Here is a 17733-nt window from a genome sequence, read left to right on the forward strand (position 1 = left end):
TCCAGCACAGCCTCGCAGACACACACACCATCGCCGCATGAGACCAACCGAAAATGAAACAACAACCCAAACAATCACAACTCATGATCCTCACGTTTCGCATTCGGGGAGAGCGCTTTGCGCTGACGGTCCAGCACGTCAACGAGATCATCGATCCGATCCCCGAGACCCCGGTGCCGCGTGCCTCGGCCTGGGCGCCCTCCCTCGTGAATGTCAGGGGGAGCGTCGTTCCGATGTTCGATATCCGCCATCGGCTCGGCTTGGGGCGGGCAGAGCCGTCGGAGACCTCGCGCATCGTGGTGCTGGACGTCGAGATCCAGGGCGAGCCGACCCGGCTCGCAGTTCTGGTCGAAGCGGTGGAAGACGTGATCGAAGCAGAACTTGCGAGCTTTGAGACGATTCCCGATCTCGGCGCGCGCTGGCCCGAACGCTTTATCCAGGGTGTCGCGCATCATGGGTCGGACCTGGTCGTCCTGCTGAATTCCGACACGCTGTTCCATGTCGAGATCAACCGCAGCACAGCCGCTTAACGAGGAATCCAAGATGAGAATGACGATTAAGTTGAAGCTGGCAGCGGCATTCACACTGGTGCTCGGCCTGTTCGCGGCGACGGCATGGCTCGCCTTGGACACCCTGCGCAGCAACCAAGACACGCTGGAACGCTTGGCGAGCGTCTCGGCCCTGCGCGTGCAACTTGCGGAGGCGATCAAGGCCGAAGTGCTCGAAATTTCGCGCAACGAGAAAAATATCATTCTCGCACGGTCTCAGGACGAGATGGCCGCCTTCTCAGACCGCATTTCCGAAACGCTAGAGACGTTGGAAGCCGACAGTGCCGCGCTGCGCGATCTTTCTACGGCCGAAGGGCGCCAGATCCTGGACGACTTCTCCGCCGCGCTCAACGTGTATCTCGATCTCAATTATGAGATCAGAGAACTCGCGCAACTCAACTCGAACGTTCGCGCACAGACGCTTTCGGAGACGGAGTCGCGGGCGGCGGTCGATCTTGCGTTGGCCGGACTTCGGCAGATTTCGGCGGCGGCCGAACGGGGAACCGGCGATCAGATGGGGAAAATCGTCGCTGTCGCCACCAAGTTGGAGCGCGATCTTCTGTTGGCCGTCCGACTGGAGAAGGACACCATCCTGACGACCAGTGTGGAGGAGATGCGCGGCTATCGCGAACAACTTGAGGGATTTATCACGAACATCCGCTCTGACCTCGAAGAGCTCCGCTCGCTCATTGCCTCTGTGCCCTTCCTCGGACTGGATCGACAGGCCCAAATGCTCACGGAGGCAAGCGAGACGTTCATTGCCATCAGCCTGGAAATCCAGGAGATCAGCTTGGAGAACGGTAATGTTCGCGCCTTTGAGCTATCGGCAGATGCGGCGGGCCGGGCGTTGGACGACGCTCTCACCGAACTGGAACGGATGGTGTCCTACAACATCCAGTCGATGGAGGCCGACACACTCGCGGCGAACGCTGACTACAGGGCCGCCGCGACGACGCTGACCACCTTAGCCGTGCTTGCGATCGCGCTCGGCATCGGCTCGGCGACATGGATTTCGCTTGGGATCAGCCGTGGCCTGCGGGATGCGGTAAATGTGGCCAAAGGCGTGGCGATCGGCGATCTGACCGTCAGCAAGTCGGTCACGCGCCGCAGTGCAGACGAGGTTGGCGACGTCTTGCGCGCACTCGACGACATGAGCGCGACCCTCGCGGATACCGCCGAAAGCGCCGAACGCATCGCAAAGGGCGACCTGACGGTCGAGGTGACGCCGCGCTCTGACAAGGACACCCTTGGCGCGGCCCTTCAGACGATGATCCGCAAGCTGCGAGAGGTGGTCTCGAACGCGATGGCAAGCTCTGACGGTGTCGCCGAGGGAGCGCAGAATATGTCGGCGACGGCCGAGCAGCTAAGCCAGGGCGCCACCGAGCAGGCCTCGGCCGCACAGGAAGCCTCGTCCGCCGTAGAGGAAATGGCGGCAAACATCCGTCAAAGCGCGGACAATGCCGCCCAAACCGAAAAGATCGCGACGCAATCGGCCACTCGGGCAAAGGAAAGCGGCGAGGCTGTCGATCACGCGGTTCAGGCGATGAAGACCATCGCCGACAAGATCAACATCATCCAGGAGATCGCCCGCCAGACAGACCTGCTGGCCCTCAACGCCGCGGTGGAGGCCGCCCGGGCCGGGCAGCATGGCAAGGGCTTTGCCGTTGTCGCGTCGGAGGTCCGCAAACTTGCGGAACGCAGCCAGCATGCCGCCGCCGAGATAAGCGAATTGTCCGCCAAGACCGTGGATGTGTCGCAAAAGGCCGGCGAGATGCTTGCCAAGCTGGTGCCCGAGATCCAGGGCACGGCCGATTTGGTACAGGAAATCTCGGCCGCGACCCGCGAGCAGAACACCGGTGCCGATCAGATCAATCAGGCCATCCGAGAACTCGACCAGGTCATTCAGCAAAACGCCACCGCATCGGACGAAAGCGCAGCCACATCTCAGCGCCTCGCGACGCAATCGGATCAGTTGCGCGGCGTGATCAGCTTCTTCGACCTGGGGGATCACGGCGCAAAGCCAGTGGCCCGGCAAATGCCGAGTGTCGGCCGCCCCGTCGCGGCCCCTGCCAAACCGGTTGTCGCGCCCTTGCCCAAGGTCTCGCCGACGGATCGGCCCAACGGTGTGGAAATCGACCTGGGCGAAGAACTCGACGATGCGGAATTCGAGAAATATGCCTGATCGGCCCCGCACCGCTTCGCGAAATCGCGCGCTCCGCCATTTGGCGGAGGCGCCCCTCCCCCGAAGAGACCGTCGCGGCCCGAGCCGCGCCCGACCGAGGTATTGGACATGCCCGCATCCACCCCAGTGACAGCAGCTGAGCCGGCCTGGAACCCCCTGGAAATTCTGGACACCGACCTCGACGCGCCAGAGGAGGGTGTCGATGACACGACCCAGGCCTACCTCATCTTTCAACTGCATGGGCAGTGGCTGGCGGCCAGCGTTGCACAGGTCCGCGAGATCCTGGACGACCAGCCTTTGACCCCGCTCCCAAACGCACCCCATGACGTCGAAGGCATGATCGACGTCCGTTCGAAGGGGGTCGCGGTCGTCGACCTCGCCCATCATCTCGGCATCCGGAGCCAGGGTCGGTCCGAGCCCGAGCGCATCGTCGTGTTCGAATTCGAGCGCGGCGACAGGCCTCCTTTGGCCATCGGTGTCCGGACAGAAACGGTGCGCGACGTCCGCCAGATTGGAGAGGCCGAGATCGAGCCGACGCCTGAAGCTCTGGGACGCTGGGACCAGACCATGATCCAGGGCGTGACCCGCGTGGACGACCGGATCGTGGTGCTTGTGGACCCCTCCTCCCTGGTTCGCCGCCCCGACGCGGCCGACGATGCGTTCGATTTCGAATGAGCCGCTTGGATCCGACGGCCGTCCCGCCGCATCCCCTGGGCACCGGACCCGCACATCCAACGATCCAGGACACCCAGAGGCTGGCTGCCCTCGCCCTGAGACTCGGCGGATTGCATATCGATCCCGGCAAGCTCGATTTCTTCCGCCAAAGGCTGGGCAAGCGGCTGGCACAAAACGGAAAGACGTCCTTTCGCGCATATGCCGACCTGCTGGAGAGCGGTGCCGGCACCGCCGAGCGCAAGATCTTCATCGAGGCGTTGACCACCCATACGACCTCCTTCTTCCGAGAGCAGAAACACTTCGACTGGCTCGAGGCGACGGGCTGGTCCGAGCTGACCGCAGAAGGCGCGGGCCTTGCCTGGCCCCTGCGGATTTGGAGCGCGGCCTGCTCCAACGGGTCGGAACTCTACTCCACCCTGATTTCCCTAAAGGAGCACGACGCCCGTGCCACGCGCCATCTGCGGGTGGAGGGGATCGGGACGGACCTGTCGCAGGCGATCCTGCGCGCGGCCCGCCAAGGGGTCTATACAGCCAACGAGATCAAGGGGCTCAGCGAGGCGCGGCGCAAACAGTTCGTCCTGCGCGCCAAGGACGGCTCCGACCGGTATCGCATCGTGCCCGAGCTTCGAAACCTCTGCCGCTTCGACCCGATCAACCTGACCGAAATGGGCAATGACGGGCCCAGTCTCGCCGACCTGATCCTCCTCCGCAATGTCCTGATCTACTTCGATCCGCCGACCCAAAAGCGGGTCGTGGCCGCGCTTTGCGCCAGGCTGCGGCCGCATGGCGTGTTGATGACCGGCCATACGGAGACGGTCTCGCAGCTGCCCACCGGCATGGTCCAGGTGGCCTCGTCGATCTATCGCAAGGAGAGTTGAGCGATGGGCAAGATCCGCGTTCTCATCGTCGACGACAGTGCTGCCGTGCGCGAGGCCCTGAAATCGGTGATCGGCTCCGAACCGGACATGGAGGTGATGGGCGCCGCCGCGGACCCGGTACGCGCCGTGCAGATCATCCGGGACGAGGTGCCGGATGTGGTCACGCTCGATGTCGAGATGCCGAGGATGGACGGCGTGACGTTTCTGCGCCGCCTGATGGCGCAACACCCGATCCCGGTAGTGATGTGCTCGTCGCTGATGGAAGCAGGATCGCGGACATTGATGGAAGCGATGGAGGCGGGGGCGGTCGCCGCCGTCTGCAAACCGCGCCTGGACGTGAAAGGCTTCATGGAGGAGAGCCGGATCCAGATCTGCGACGCGATCCGAGGCGCTGCCCAGGCGCGCGTCCGCCGCGCGCCAAAGCCCCTGGTGCCAGAGCGGAAGAAATCGCCCGATGAGATGCTGGCCCCACCCTCGGGCCGGCCGATGGCCAAGACCACCGACCGCGTGGTCGCCATCGGGGCCTCGACCGGCGGGACCGAGGCGCTGCGCCAGCTGCTCCAGGCCCTGCCGCCAGATTGTCCGCCCATCGTTATCGTGCAGCACATGCCCGAGCGGTTCACCCGCGCCTTTGCGGATCGGCTGGACGAGATCTGCGCCGTCACCGTGGCGGAGGCCACTTCCGGGGCGCGATTGCTGCGCGGCCAGGCGTTGATCGCACCCGGGGGACGGCACACCCTGGTCCAGCGGCAGGGGGCTCAATACTGCGTCGAGGTGCGGGACGGGCCGCTTGTGTCGCGGCACCGACCCTCCGTGGACGTGCTGTTCCGATCCGTAGCGCGGGCGGCGGGGTCGAACGCGGTCGGCGTCATCCTGACGGGGATGGGCGATGACGGCTCCATCGGCCTGGGCGAGATGCGCGCGGCGGGGGCGCACACGATCGGCCAGGACGAAGCGACCTCGGTCGTCTACGGCATGCCCAAGATGGCCTTCGAGCGGGGCGCCGTCGCCCGGCAGTTGCCATTGGACAAGATCCCCGCGGCGCTGATGACGGCGGCCGATGGCTAGGCCGTCGCCGCCGGGCTTGACCGTCGGCCACGGGGCGGGTCAGACAGGCGCCGCCCGTCATTCGGGCGACTGCCCCGGAGGAGAAGGCGCCCATGAAACGCTCGCGCATCAACCAGATCATGGCCGAGGGGGCCGAGACCATTGCCCGCCACGGCTTTTCCCTGCCCCCGTTCGCGTGGTGGACTCCGGAGGAGTTCCAGGCCAGGGCGACCCAGGCGGCGCATGTGATCGACGCGCGCTGCGGGTGGGACGTGACAGATTACGGGGCCGGGAACTGGGACGAGATGGGCCTGTTCCTGTTCACGCTGCGCAACGGGCTGCTGTCGGATCTGACGGCGGGCCGGGGCATGTGCTATGCGGAAAAGCTATTGATTTCGCGTCAGGATCAGCTGAGCCCGATGCACACCCATGCGCTCAAGGCCGAGGACATCATCAATCGCGGCGGCGCGACGCTGGTGATCGAACTCTATGGCTCGGACGACGCGGGCGGCTTTGCCGAGGATCGCGGCGGCCGGGTCTGGCTGGACGGGATCGCCCATGACTATGGCCCCGGCGAAAAGCTGCGCCTGAAGCCGGGCGAGAGCGTGACGCTGCGTCCCGGCGATTGGCACGCTTTTTGGGGCGAGGGCGGCGAAGTGCTGATCGGCGAGGTCTCGACAGTCAACGATGACGAGACCGACAATATCTTCCGCGAGCCCATCGGCCGCTTCTCGACCATCGAGGAAGACGTCGCGCCGACCCATCTGCTGGTCAGCGACTACGCAGAGAAGCTGGCCCGCTAGAACAGCATCACGTCGCCGATATCGAGCGCGGGCCGGCCCTCGAACCGGGCAATAACGGCCAGGCCGCCGGGACCGTCCGGCCCGTCGAAATCGACCGACACGCTGCGCGTCGCTCCATCGTAATCGGCGAGGCCCGTGCGCAGCAGCGCGCGCACCTCCGACGCATCCAGCGCGCGCAGGTCGATCCCTCCGTCGCCCAAGCCGAAGAAGCGGTCGTCGAGCAGCAGCCGGTCGGTGGCATCGAAATCGAGGATCGTCACGGCGGGCGCTTCGGAGGTCCGCTCAAAGGCGAAGAAATCGGCCCCGCCGCCGCCGCTCATCGCATCCGCCCCGCCGCCCGAGACCAGGACATTTTCCGCGCCGTTGCCCACCATCTCGGTCGCGCCCGCATCGCCCAGGATCCAGGCCGCGCCGGCCTCCGCGCGCATCTCGACACGCTCCACCCCGGTCCCGGCGACCTGGAAGCGGGCTTCCACGGCGAGGATGGCGCGGTCGACCCCCTCCGTGTCGCGCACCCGGTCGCCGCGATCCTCGATCAGATAAGTGTCGTTGCCTGCATCCCCTTGCAGTATGTCCGCCCCGGATCCGCCGACCAGAGCGTCGTCGCCCGCGCCGCCCACAAGCCTGTCACGCCCGGCCCCGCCCGACAGCACATCGTCGCCCCCAGCGCCGAGAACCGTGTCGGCCCCCGGCCCTGCGAGCATGTATTCGGAGCGGTTCGTCAGCACCGTCCGGTCACCCGTCTCGCTGAGATCGAGGATGGGCGCGGACTGCGCCCCGGTCAGGAACGCCCGCGCGGGGTCCGCTGCGATGGCCGTCAACGCAGCGACGTAGGACGCCGCGCTGTGTTCTGCGCCGGACTCGTCGAAGGCGAGCCGGTCGGGGACGTCGATATCGCGGCGGTCGAAAACCAGGGTCGCCGCCTCGGGGTGGAGATTGTCGACCAGCACATTGGTGAAATGACCCCAAAGCTCAACCGGAATGCCCGGAAGCGGCGGGAGGCCCAGGGGCTGCTGATCCTCGAAATAGACCGGGTCCTCGGACTGGACGATGCCGCGATAGAAGGATGCAGGCCGCAGGGTAGCCGCACCGCCGGACAGGTCGACAAAGGCCGGATCGATCTCGTCGGTGCGATAGGGATCCAAGCCGGTCAGCAGACCGAAATGCAGGCCCGCGGAGCCCAGCGAGAGGACCGTGACCTCCGGCTCGACCCGCTGCGCGTCATAGGCGGCGAAGATGTCGGCGACGCTTCCGCCGAGGGAGTGGCCGACGAAGAGGACGCGCTCAATGCCGGAGTCCGGAGCGTTGGCAAAGGCGATTGCGTCGTCGATCCAGGGTCGGTGAAGCTCGTAATGGGCGGCCTGACCGGCGGCGGTCCAGGCCTGGCCAAGGGCCGCGGCGCTCTGCTGGTCATAGGGGTCCGTGCCACGGGCGGCGTAGATCAGGGTCGCCTTGCCCGCCAACATGCCGCGCAGGATCAGCGCCTCAGCCGACCCGGCCGCCCCCTCCCCCACGGAGACGAGCAGCCCGCCCGCGCGCAAATCCCCCTGCGCGATCCCGTCGCCGCCCTCTTCCGTGCCGTCGGCCCAAAGCCGGGGCAGGATCTCGACCCCCTCGGGCAGCGCGGCGGCATAGTCCGCCGACCAGCCGAAATCCTGCGCCGGTCCGTTGCCCTGGGGGCCGTAGACCAGCGCCGCGATCTCGGCGGCGATGGCGAGGGACACGATATCGTCTCGGAGCGTCGCGGTCATGAACAGGGATCCTTCAGGCGCAGGCGGCTGTGGGCGTCAGAATAGCAGGATGTCTCCGGGGTCCAGCCGCTGCCCCGCGCCGAGTTCTATCGTCAGGAGCGGCGCCGCCCCGCCCCGGCCATCGGGGTCGAGTTGCAGACGCCCGGTCGCCGAGTCGAAGATCGCGAGACCTGACCGGAGCGCGGCCTCGACCTGGCCCCCGGTCACGGGGCGCGGATCGAAGTCGGCATCGCCCAGACCGAAGAAGCGGTCGTCCAGCGCCAGCTTGTCGCCGTCGCCGTAATCCCTGACCACGACCCGCGCCGTCCCCGCGCGGAGGAAGGCGAAGACATCCGGCCCCTCCCCTCCCGTCAGCACGTCGTCGCCGCCATCGGCCACCAGCGTATCGGCGCCGGGGCCGCCGTTCAGGCTGTCATCGCCGGGGCCGCCCTCCAACCGGTCATCGCCCGCATGCGTCGTTACCAGATCGTCGCCGCTCAGCGCGCGCACCTGATCGCGCCCGTCGCCGGTGGCGATCACATCCGCGCCTTGGGTTCCTGCGACCGCGCCATCGCCGCGGATCGCCCGGTCAGGAATGTCGAAGTGGGCGAGGATCTCGGTCGGCGCGCCCTCCAACGTGCCCTCCAGGCGCCAGCCATCGTCCTCGCCGACCAGCGCGACCAGGGCAGGATCGACGCGCAGATCTCCGGTCAGATAGCGGCCATCGGTGATGGCCAGCCGGTCACCCTGCGCGGGATCGTAATCGGTGATCGTGGCGGTCCCGCCTCCGGTCAGCAGGAAGAGGTCGGCGCCCGCGCCTCCGGTCAACACGTTGGCGCCCGGCCCGCCGACCAGCACGTCGCGGCCCGCCCCACCGGACAAGGTATCGGGCCCGCCCGCCCCGTCGATCAGGTCGTTGCCGCCGCCGCCGTCGATCTCGTCGGCCTCCGGGCCGCCGCGCAGATCGTCGCCACGCGGGCTGGGCGCGTTGCTGTCGCGGTAGCGGATCAGCGTGCCGTCGCCCTCGGCCAGCACCTGCACGCCGCCGACCACGGCGCCGAAAAAGGTAAGCGTGGACGTACCGGACGGCCCGGTGATGTCCACGACAGTCTGGCCCACGAAGGCCGCCGTCAGCGCGTCGAGCGGCGCATCGCCGAAGAGCCCACCCAGGGACGGCGCCGCGCCCAACCCGGCCACATCGAGCGGCGCCAGCCCCTCGGTATCGAAGCGCCGTGCGATGTCGAAGCTTTGCGAGCCACGCGGCACATCGGTCAGCAAAAGCTCCGAGCCGTCGCGGAAAGCCAGGATCTCGTCCCCGTCGAACTGCGCCAGCGTGCCTTCCAACCGGGCGCCCGCCTCGGCGGCGACGAGGGTCTCGGGTGCCTCCGTCACCACGATGTCCGACGTGTCGGTCATACGCAGCACCGCCTCGCCGGGGCGCAACAGGTCGATCAGCACCGACTGGCGCGTGACCGCGCCCGCTTCGTCGACGACTTCGTAGAAGAACACGTCCGTCCCGCGGAAATCGACGGCGCGCGGCGGGGTGTAGACGAAGACCTCCAACTCCGCGTCCCAGGCGACAGAGCCTTGCAGGCCGGGCGCGTCCGAGAGGCGCACGGGGTTGCCGTCCTCGTCAAGGGTGAAGCCGAAGCTGTCCGCCGGGTCGATGACGATGGGCACGCCGTTTTCGCGGACATAATCGATCGGGCCTTCCAGGTCGCTGTCATTGGCGATGGCGTCGATCAGGATCGGCGCGCGGCTGGTGGCGGTGAAGGTGTCCTCCACCGTCTCGGGCGGGGCGTTGACGGCGAAGTCCAGAACCCGTGGCGTGCCCACCGAACCGTCGTCATCGGCGAGGCTATAGGACAGACGCGCGGCGCCGGGCGCCGCGCCGGTGACGACCAGGACAGGACCCTCCGCGCCCTCCACGACCGACCAGGAGATGGCAGAGGCGTCGCCGATCTCCTGGACATCCAGGCTCTCCGCGTCGATCTCGCCATCGACATCCACCGCGCCCTCCAGGAGCAGGATGCGCGCCTCGCCCTCCACATCGACACCGATCTCCGCATCGCCCGGCAGTCGCGGCGCGTCGTTGACGCCCGCCACCTCGATATCAAGCGAGACCTGGACGGCGGTTCCCGCCGACGAGAGCGTCACCCGCGCCGCATCGCTGCCCTCAAAATCCGCCTCGGGGATGTAAACCCACCTGTATTCGCCCGGTCTCTCGGTGGCGGCGAAGGTGAGCAACCCGCCCTCCTCCGTCTCGATCGGGTCCAGGGCGAGAAGGCTGGCGATCTCGCCCGGGTCGGGATCGACCGCGAAGAGCGTGCCGTCGCCGCCCTCGTCTTCGGTCGCCGCGATGGCGGTCAGAACGGGCCCGTCCGGGGTCGCGCGCAGCTCCGGGTCGTCGGGGACCGGCAGGACCTGGATCGCGACGGTGGCCTGGGCCTTTTGCCCGGTCTCGTCGGTGGCGATGACGGTGACGCCGAGAGGCGTGGCGTTGGCGTCGGGCGCCGGCGCGAAGACGAAGCCCGTCTCCGTTGCCACCGCTCTCCCTGCCTCCGGGTCGATCCCGTCCGGGCCGAGGATCTCGCCGATGGAGAAGCTCAGCTCACCGAAGCCGCCCGTCCGCGTGGCGCTCAGGTCGACCGCAACGCTGCCATCCTCGTCGACGGTGACGGGCTCGCCCAGCCCGATCGCCAGGTCTTGCGCCATGGTGATCACCGCGCGCGCCGGGTCCGAGCGCAGGCCCGGAATGCTGCCCGCCAGCGTATAGTCGAGCCGCACCTCCTGCCCGCCGCGGCCGTCCCGACCCACAGGGTTGACCGCCAGTTCCTCGACCTTGCCCGCCGTCAGCACCAGGTCCGCGCCATCGACGAAGATGCCCGGCCCCGAGCCGTCGGTCCCATCCGAGAGATCGACCACCATCTCGAAGGTGGCCGGGTCCAGCGAGCCCCCCTCCGGCGCGACGTCATTGGCAAAGAGGCGCGTCAGCGGGATGCGGATACCTTCGAACACCTCTGCCGCGGGCAGGACGATGGCGTCGTCGGACACAAGCGGCGGCGGCGTGACCTCGGTCACTTCGACCCACGCCGTATCGGTCAGGGTGATGCCGTCGGTGGCGACATAGCCGAAGCGGACGATCTCGTCCTTCTTGCCCTCGGGCGCGACGACGGTGAAGGTGCCGGTGCCGAGCCCATCGTTCGGGTCCGTCTCCTGGATGATCTCGCCATTGGCGAGGTCGCCATCTTGCAGGCGCGCTGCGTCCTCGGCGCTGTCGAAGCGCACCTCCCAGACCTTGAGCCTGTCGCCGTCCTCGTCGATGTCGTTCGCCAGCACGTCTATAGTCGCGGGCCGGTCACGGATGACGAAGATTTCGTCGTCGACCGCCTCCGGCTCGGTGGCGGCATAGGTGATTTCCAGGCCGAGATAGTCGCCGGGCCCGGACCAATGGTTCGCATTAATGGCGCGATAGCTGCCGGCCTCGGTCTCGACGAGGGCGCCGACATCGCCCGTGCTTTGCGGATCGCCCAGGTCAGGCAGATCGACGAGGCGCAGCTCGAACTTGGAGGCGTCGTAGCGGCCCATCATCTCGAAGCTGAACTGGAGCCCCTGCCCCGGCGGACTGGTCCGGTCCAGCGGGTCGAGGATCTCGTCCTTGGTGCGAAAGCCGATATCGGCCGTGGCGGGCACCGTCCGCCCGGCATCGCCGGACGGGTCGGACAGGCTGTCGCCGATATAGTCCGCCTCGAACAGCCCGATGGTCGCCGTCACGGTCGTGGTCGAGGCGTCCGTGCCGAAGTCGTTGCCGCTGGCCGAGAGATCGAAAGTCAGGGCGTGGCTGGCTCGGAGCGCGGCCGTGCCGGGGAATCCGCCGATCACGATGGAGGGCGTCGGGGACAGGAACTTGGTCCCGCTCGCCTTGTCCAGGCCCAGATCGCCGAACACGCCAATGGCATCCCGCCCCTCGAACTGCGTCATGTCGACGAAGGCCAGATCGAACTGCGTGGTAATGTCGTAGACATATTCTCCGGGCAGGCCGCTGGAGGGGACGATCCTGTCGGTCTCGAAAAACGACGTTCTCAGACCTTGCAGGTTGAGCGGCACGAAGACCGTGTCGTCATTGCCGAAGCCCACGATGGTGTCGTCTTGCAGCGCCGTCGCGGTCGAGGCCGCCGGGCCGATGGCGGGCGAGGGCTCCATGCCGATGCCAAGGGTGCTGTTGGAGACGCCCATCGGGCCGGTGATCATGTCGATGCCGTTCGGGTCGAGCACGTGCAGAACGTCGCGTGCGCGCAGATAGGCCTCGGGCAATTCGGACGCGGCGCCGATGGCGTTGCTCGTATAGAGGTTTTCGCCCGCCCCTCCCAACAGCACGTCGAAGGCCGCCGCCTCGTCTGGCCGGGCGGTGAAGGGCAGCGGGTCGCCATCGTCATCGACGCGCGCCACGCGCAGGGAGGGCGCGATGATTTCGTCGTCGAGCCCGCCCGCGAAGAGCGAATCGTCGCCGTCCCCGCCCTCCAGCCAGTCGGCGCCGTCGCCGCCGAATAGCCGCAGGTCGAAGATCGAGCCCCGCCCATCCAGGACATCGTTGCCCTCGAAGCCCCGATAGGTGGGACCGATCGGGATCCCTTCGGTGGTGGTGATGAGCGAGTCCGGTTCCAGCTCCGCGATGCGGAACAGGTCGTTGCCGCCCGTCGCCGTCGCCAGCTCGACATTGGCCTGGGCGACGGTCATCACCGGCCCGGTCCGCGAGGTGAACCATTCCTCATACGGGGTCCGGCGCGTGCCCGTGTCGCTTTCCGTGACCGGCGACAGCGACACCTCCAGCCTGTCCACCAATGCGCCCTCCGCGATCTCCTGCACGGTGACGGTCGGGGTGCCGATGACGGTGCCCTCGGCATCCACCAGATCGGGGCGGATCAGAAAGTTGAGCGAGACCTCGCGCGAGAGTTCCCCCTCCAGGTCGAACACCTGATAGCTGAGCCGGTCGCGCCCGAAGAAAGGCAGATCCTCGGTCGGATCGAACAGCCCGCCGACATCGCGGTCGCGGTTCACCGGCAGCGCGTCCCCGGTGCCCAGTTCCTCCCCGCCCTGGGGCGGCTCATATTCGAACCGGCGCAGGGGCAAGGTCTGCTCGCGGGCGATATAGACGAGTTCATAATCGACCGCCCCCGTCTCCGGGTCTTTCTCGAAGGCCGCCACGCGGATCAGGTTGCCCTGATCCGTGACCAGTTCGTCGCCGGGCGTGACGACCAAGGTGCCATTGGCGAAAGCCTCGCGCTTGTCGTCCTCGGTCACGGTCTCGACCACCTGAAACAGGTCGGCGATGCTCTCGGGCAGCGCGATCTGGCGGAAGGCGATGCCGTTCTCGGGATCGGCCTCGGTGTCGACGTCGAAATCGTTCAGAAAGGGGTCGAAGGCCACGCCGTCTTGGCTCCAGGCGGTCTCGACGCTCTCGCCGCGCGCGGTGGGCGGGATGTTGTTGTTGAAGATCTCGACGAAACGGACGGTCTCGCCCGCCGCGTTGACGTAGTCCCCGATGGCCGAGGTCAGCTTGGGGAACGACCCTTCCAGCCGGAACGTCGTGGTGGTGTCGCCGGAAGTGAAGGTGACCACTTCGAAGCCGTCCCGCGACGTGCTGGTGAGGGTGTAGTCCTCGGCTTTCTGCACGTCGATCTCGATGCGGACGCTGTCGACGCGGTTGGTCAGGTTGCGGATCGTGTCGCCGTCGAACTCCTCCGGCGTGCCGAAATAGACGTCGCCCGAGGCGCCCTCCAGGTCGAAACGGTCGCCATCGTCGGAGCGGCCGCCATCGAGCAGATCGGCCCCCAAGCCCCCCCGCAGAATGTCGGAGCCGGAGCCGCCGATCAGGGTATCGGCCCCATCGCTGCCCTCCATGCGGAAGCCGGCGCCCTGGTTGCTCAAGGCCTGCAACATCCCCGCCTCAGCCCGCGCCAGGGTCAGGTCATAGACGGTGGAAGTCGCGAAGCCGTTCTGCCCGGCCTTGGCGCCGTCATGGGGGTTCTGCTGCCGCGCGACCTGCGAGACGTCGAACAGGAAAGGCCGCGCCCCGCCATAGAGCGCGTTCATATCGAAGGCCGCGCCGCTCACCTCAAGGCGCAGCGCGCCCGCGCCCGACATCTCCAGCCCGTCGAAGCCCGCGAGGCTGGCCGCATCGGTGCGCAGGACGCCCGCGCCCGCGCCGTCCGGCGCGATACGGAGCGTCTCGAACTGGGAGAAGCGGCCGGCAAAGGCGGTGAGGTCGAAATCGCTCGCCTCCACCGCGTCCCGCCCGGAGCCCGCATCGAAGCTGACGCCATCCTCATGGGTCGTGCCCCGGGCGAAAGCGTCACCCAGCACCACTTCGTCGATGCCCGCGCCGCCGCGCAACTCCGCCGTGGCGTCCACGAGGCGATGGCGCGCGCCCGTCTCGCTGAGCGTGACGACCGTATCGAGCCCCTCCCCGCCGAAGATCAGGTTCGTGCCGCCGGTCGAGACGAAGGTATCGGCCCCCGCGCCCCCCTCCATCGTGTCGTCGCCCATCCCGCCCTGGAGCGTGTCGGCCCCGTCGCCGCCGATCAGGCTGTCATCTTCCGCGCCCCCGAGGATCTGGTCGGCGCCGTCACCCCCGGCCAGGGTGTCGTCCCCTGCGCCCCCGAAGAGCAGGTCGGCCTCGGCGCCGCCGTCGATCTCGTCGTCATCCTCGCCGCCGAAAAGCTGGTCTTCGCCCGCGCCGCCGACGATCTGGTCGTCGCCCGCGCGCCCGCGCACGGTGTCGTCGCCCGCGCCCGCCAGGATCAGGTCCCGCCCCTCGGTCCCTTCGACGCTGTCGCCGCCGCCACCCGCCGCGGCAAAGCCGGACCAGCCGTCATCCTCGCTGCCGTCGGCCACGAGCGCGATGGTCTCGGCGGTGTCGGTGCCCACAAGGATCGCGTTGTCGGTGATGCCGAAGAACTCCAGCGCCCCACCCTCCCCGGCGATCAGCGCTTCGGTTGCGTCCCCGCCGACGCCCGCGGCGGAGGCCGGGCGGTCCACCAGCACATCGGTCAGCGCGCGCGCCAAGTCCTGATAGGTCTGCTCCAGCCGCTCGAACGGCTCCTGAAGGGCGGCGATGAGATCGTCGATGATCTCGTTCATCTCGTCCAGGATGGGATCGACCACGGCGTCGATCGCGTCCTCGACGGCGCCGCGCACCCGCTGCTCCAGCGTGTCGAGCCCCAAGGCCTTCTCGACCTTTTCGAACGCCTCGTTGATCAGCCGCGTGATCGGCCCGAAGAAGTCGATCACCGGCTGGATTACCTTGCCCACCGCGTCCAGCACGCCCAGCGCGCCGTTGATCGGCTTCATCACCGCGCCCACGTCCGGGATGTCGAGCGAGGTGAGCGTGTCGAGTACCGTATCGACGGCATCGAGCCCGGTCCGGAAGGCGTCGAGCAGAAAGCCCGCCGCATCCGCCGCCCCGTTGGTCGCGCTGTCGATGGCGTCCTCGACCGCATCCAGGAAGGCGATGGCATCCTCGGCCAGGGCGCGACGATCCTCGACCCGGGCGGCGAAGGCGTCGAGTCCCGGGCGCAGGTCGATCACCGTGCCCTCGCCCGGCGGCGCGGTCAGCGTCTCCAGCGCGGGCACGACCCGTGCTTCGACCGCGCCCCAGACCTCAATCTCCTCCTCCAAGGCGGTGCGCAATTCGCCCCGGATGGTGATGACATAGCCCGCCAGCTTCAGCGCCTTGTCGAGCCGCCCGAAGAACTTGATCTGAGAGTTCAGCGTCTCCTCGATGGTCGTTAGCGTCTCTTCGATGGTCTCGACGGCGGTCAGCGCGCTATCCTTGCTGAGATCGATGGAGTTGATGATCTTGCGCAGGGTCGGATGCGGGATGGCCTTGAGCGTCTTCAGGATCGTCTCGGCGTCTGCGTCCTTGGCGATGAGTTCGCTCAGCGGCTCGCGGATCTCCTGGATGCCGTCCCGCTTCTCGGTGAGCTTGTCGACCTTCTTCTTGAGCTTGGACTTGCCCAGCGGCGTCGCGGCGGCGTTCTCGTCGACGACCGGTTTGATCGCGCGGATCCAGAGGGGGCGTTCTTCTTCCAGTTTGAGGCGGTCATAGAGCTCCGAAAATGTGCCGAGCGTCGCGCTCGTCTCCTCTCCCAGCTTTGCCGTCCCGATCGTCGTGGAAATCCCGTCCATGGTCGCGCCCCTCAAATGCGATGCGGGGCCGGCGGGCCGGTCCCATCACCACCCTGACCCTACGTCAATCCCTGAACGCTACGCGCGACACGGCCTGCCAAGCAAATGTTTCCGGCCGCGGCGCTCTGGGTCCGGAGGTGCGCAACCTTCCGCGCATTGGTCGGAAGCGGCCTAGTTGTGCCACGGTTCGGCCCCGATCCCGCGTATCTGAAAGGTGAAACTGACCGCGACCGACAAAGAGGCCGCCATGACCATCGCCACCGATCTCGAGCGCAGGATGCTCGACCTCGTCAATGCCGCGCGCGCCGCCGAAGGGCTGGGCGCGCTGGCTCTGGAGTTGAACCTGAATGCCGCCGCCGACGACCACAGTGCCTGGATGCTGGCGGAGAACGACTTCAGCCATACCGGCGCGGGCGGCAGCAGTCCGAGCGAGCGGATCGCGGAGGCGGGCTTCGACCTCAGCGGCCGCTGGGGCACCGCCGAAAACATCGCGATTCAATCGGTTCGGGGCGCGCCCGGGCTCGTGGACGATGTGGCGAACCTCCATACGTCGCTCATGAACTCGCCGGGGCACCGGGCCAACATCCTCAACCCGTCCTACGACTGGATCGGGATCGGAATCGATACCGCCGACTTTACCTATACGGGCGGCTGGACCTTCACCTCGGTCGTGGTGACGCAGAAATTCGCCTATACAGGTGGAACGGTGGATCCGGACCCGGGACCCGATGCGTCGCCGAGCCAGCCAGCCGAGGAGACGCCGCCCGCCGATCCCGCGCCCGGCAGCCCGACGCAAGACACAGAAACCGAAGCGCCGTCGGACGATCCGGTCGCGGAGACCCCGATGCAAGATCCCGCGCCCAAAGCCCCCACAAACGATCCCGCCTCCGACCCGCCCGAGGACGAGACGCCCGCGACCGGCCCGACGGAAGGCGACGACCTGCTGCACGGCACGGCGGAGGCCGACACCATCGACGCCCTCGGCGGCGACGACAGCGTCGAAGGGGACGAGGGGGACGACCGGCTTCTGGGCCGCGGCGGGGCCGACACTCTGGACGGGCGTGCGGGCGCGGACACGCTCGATGGCGGCTGGGGCGCGGATCTGCTGCGAGGCGGTGACGGAAACGACCGCCTTTCGGGCAGCCGAGGTCACGACAGGCTGGAAGGCGGCACCGGCGCGGATCTGCTTGGCGGCGGCCGGGGCAACGACACGCTGGAGGGCGGCGCGGGCAATGACACGCTTGCGGGCGGCGACGGTGACGATGTCCTTACCGGCGGGGATGGCGCAGACGTCTTCGTCTTCGTCGACTCGAACGGCACCCCCGATGGCGACCGGATCACGGATTTCGAAAGCCGCCAGGACAGCATCTGGCTTTCGGCCGACCTCCTGGGCGTCGACGGGGGGCGGCTGCGCCTGTCGTACACGGAGCTCGGTACGGTCGCGCGGAAGGCGGACACGCGCCTGCTCTATGATCGCGAGACGGGCGAGGTGCGGATCGACGCGGATGGCGCGGGCGGGGCGGAGGCGCAGTTGCTCGTCACCTTCGACGGCGGGGACGCGCCGCATTCGAGCGATGTCCTGCTGATATGAGTCCCCGCTCCCCCTATCCCCGGCCTGCCCTCTGTGAAACACTTCCGGCGGCGCGCAACCTGCGCGACGCCCCGGCATGATCCAGCCCGGAA

9 protein-coding genes are annotated in these 17733 nt (G+C 67.7%); 7 read left to right on the top strand and 2 right to left on the bottom strand.

Annotation, left to right across the window (positions count from 1 at the left end):
• Positions 1 to 83 precede the first annotated feature (83 nt).
• The 6 genes from DTQ71_RS22495 to DTQ71_RS22520 all read left to right on the top strand — a co-directional run bounded on the left by DTQ71_RS22495 (position 84) and on the right by DTQ71_RS22520 (position 6133).
• A complete protein-coding gene (locus tag DTQ71_RS22495; protein ID WP_170125552.1) occupies positions 84 to 530 on the top strand; it encodes a chemotaxis protein CheW in 447 nt (148 codons plus the stop codon).
• A 19-nt stretch (positions 531 to 549) separates the two neighbouring features.
• Positions 550 to 2730 carry a HAMP domain-containing methyl-accepting chemotaxis protein gene (locus tag DTQ71_RS22500; protein WP_170125553.1) on the top strand — a complete coding sequence of 727 codons (2181 nt, stop codon included), beginning with the start codon at positions 550 to 552 and terminating at the stop codon, positions 2728 to 2730.
• Positions 2731 to 2838: 108 nt separating this feature from the next.
• Positions 2839 to 3405 (top strand): chemotaxis protein CheW, encoded by a 567-nt coding sequence (locus tag DTQ71_RS22505; RefSeq protein ID WP_109566528.1) that lies wholly within the window; start codon positions 2839 to 2841, stop codon positions 3403 to 3405.
• 110 nt (positions 3406 to 3515) lie between these two features.
• A complete protein-coding gene (locus DTQ71_RS22510) occupies positions 3516 to 4283 on the top strand; it encodes a CheR family methyltransferase (RefSeq protein ID WP_170125554.1) in 768 nt (255 codons plus the stop codon).
• 3 nt (positions 4284 to 4286) lie between these two features.
• Positions 4287 to 5351 carry a protein-glutamate methylesterase/protein-glutamine glutaminase gene (locus DTQ71_RS22515; protein WP_109566530.1) on the top strand — a complete coding sequence of 355 codons (1065 nt, stop codon included), beginning with the start codon at positions 4287 to 4289 and terminating at the stop codon, positions 5349 to 5351.
• 92 nt (positions 5352 to 5443) lie between these two features.
• Positions 5444 to 6133 carry a D-lyxose/D-mannose family sugar isomerase gene (locus DTQ71_RS22520; RefSeq protein WP_109566531.1) on the top strand — a complete coding sequence of 230 codons (690 nt, stop codon included), beginning with the start codon at positions 5444 to 5446 and terminating at the stop codon, positions 6131 to 6133.
• Here DTQ71_RS22520 and DTQ71_RS22525 read toward each other — a convergent pair.
• On the bottom strand, positions 6130 to 7884 hold the full coding sequence (locus tag DTQ71_RS22525) for a hypothetical protein (protein WP_109566532.1): 1755 nt from the start codon (positions 7882 to 7884) through the stop codon (positions 6130 to 6132). The two genes, DTQ71_RS22520 and DTQ71_RS22525, sit on opposite strands and share 4 nt — an antisense overlap.
• Positions 7885 to 7920: 36 nt before the next feature.
• Positions 7921 to 16050: an Ig-like domain-containing protein gene (locus DTQ71_RS22530; protein WP_109566533.1), complete on the bottom strand. Its 8130-nt coding sequence runs from the start codon at positions 16048 to 16050 to the stop codon at positions 7921 to 7923.
• 247 nt (positions 16051 to 16297) lie between these two features.
• Here DTQ71_RS22530 and DTQ71_RS22535 point away from each other — a divergent pair, with 247 nt between their 5' ends.
• Entirely contained in the window at positions 16298 to 17641 is a 1344-nt protein-coding gene (locus DTQ71_RS22535) for a CAP domain-containing protein (RefSeq protein ID WP_146204923.1), read from the top strand.
• Positions 17642 to 17733 lie beyond the last annotated feature (92 nt).

Origin of the sequence: Jannaschia seohaensis, from assembly GCF_900116765.1 — a bacterium.
In the GTDB taxonomy this organism is placed as follows: domain Bacteria; phylum Pseudomonadota; class Alphaproteobacteria; order Rhodobacterales; family Rhodobacteraceae; genus Jannaschia; species Jannaschia seohaensis.

Coding starts and splice junctions, on each gene's coding strand:
- DTQ71_RS22535 (WP_146204923.1), top strand. CDS start 16,298: ATGACCATCGCCACCGATCTCGAGCGCAGGATGCTCGACCTCGTCAAT.
- DTQ71_RS22500 (WP_170125553.1), top strand. CDS start 550: ATGACGATTAAGTTGAAGCTGGCAGCGGCATTCACACTGGTGCTCGGC.
- DTQ71_RS22525 (WP_109566532.1), bottom strand. CDS start 7,884: ATGACCGCGACGCTCCGAGACGATATCGTGTCCCTCGCCATCGCCGCC.
- DTQ71_RS22520 (WP_109566531.1), top strand. CDS start 5,444: ATGAAACGCTCGCGCATCAACCAGATCATGGCCGAGGGGGCCGAGACC.
- DTQ71_RS22495 (WP_170125552.1), top strand. CDS start 84: ATGATCCTCACGTTTCGCATTCGGGGAGAGCGCTTTGCGCTGACGGTC.
- DTQ71_RS22530 (WP_109566533.1), bottom strand. CDS start 16,050: ATGGACGGGATTTCCACGACGATCGGGACGGCAAAGCTGGGAGAGGAG.
- DTQ71_RS22505 (WP_109566528.1), top strand. CDS start 2,839: ATGCCCGCATCCACCCCAGTGACAGCAGCTGAGCCGGCCTGGAACCCC.
- DTQ71_RS22515 (WP_109566530.1), top strand. CDS start 4,287: ATGGGCAAGATCCGCGTTCTCATCGTCGACGACAGTGCTGCCGTGCGC.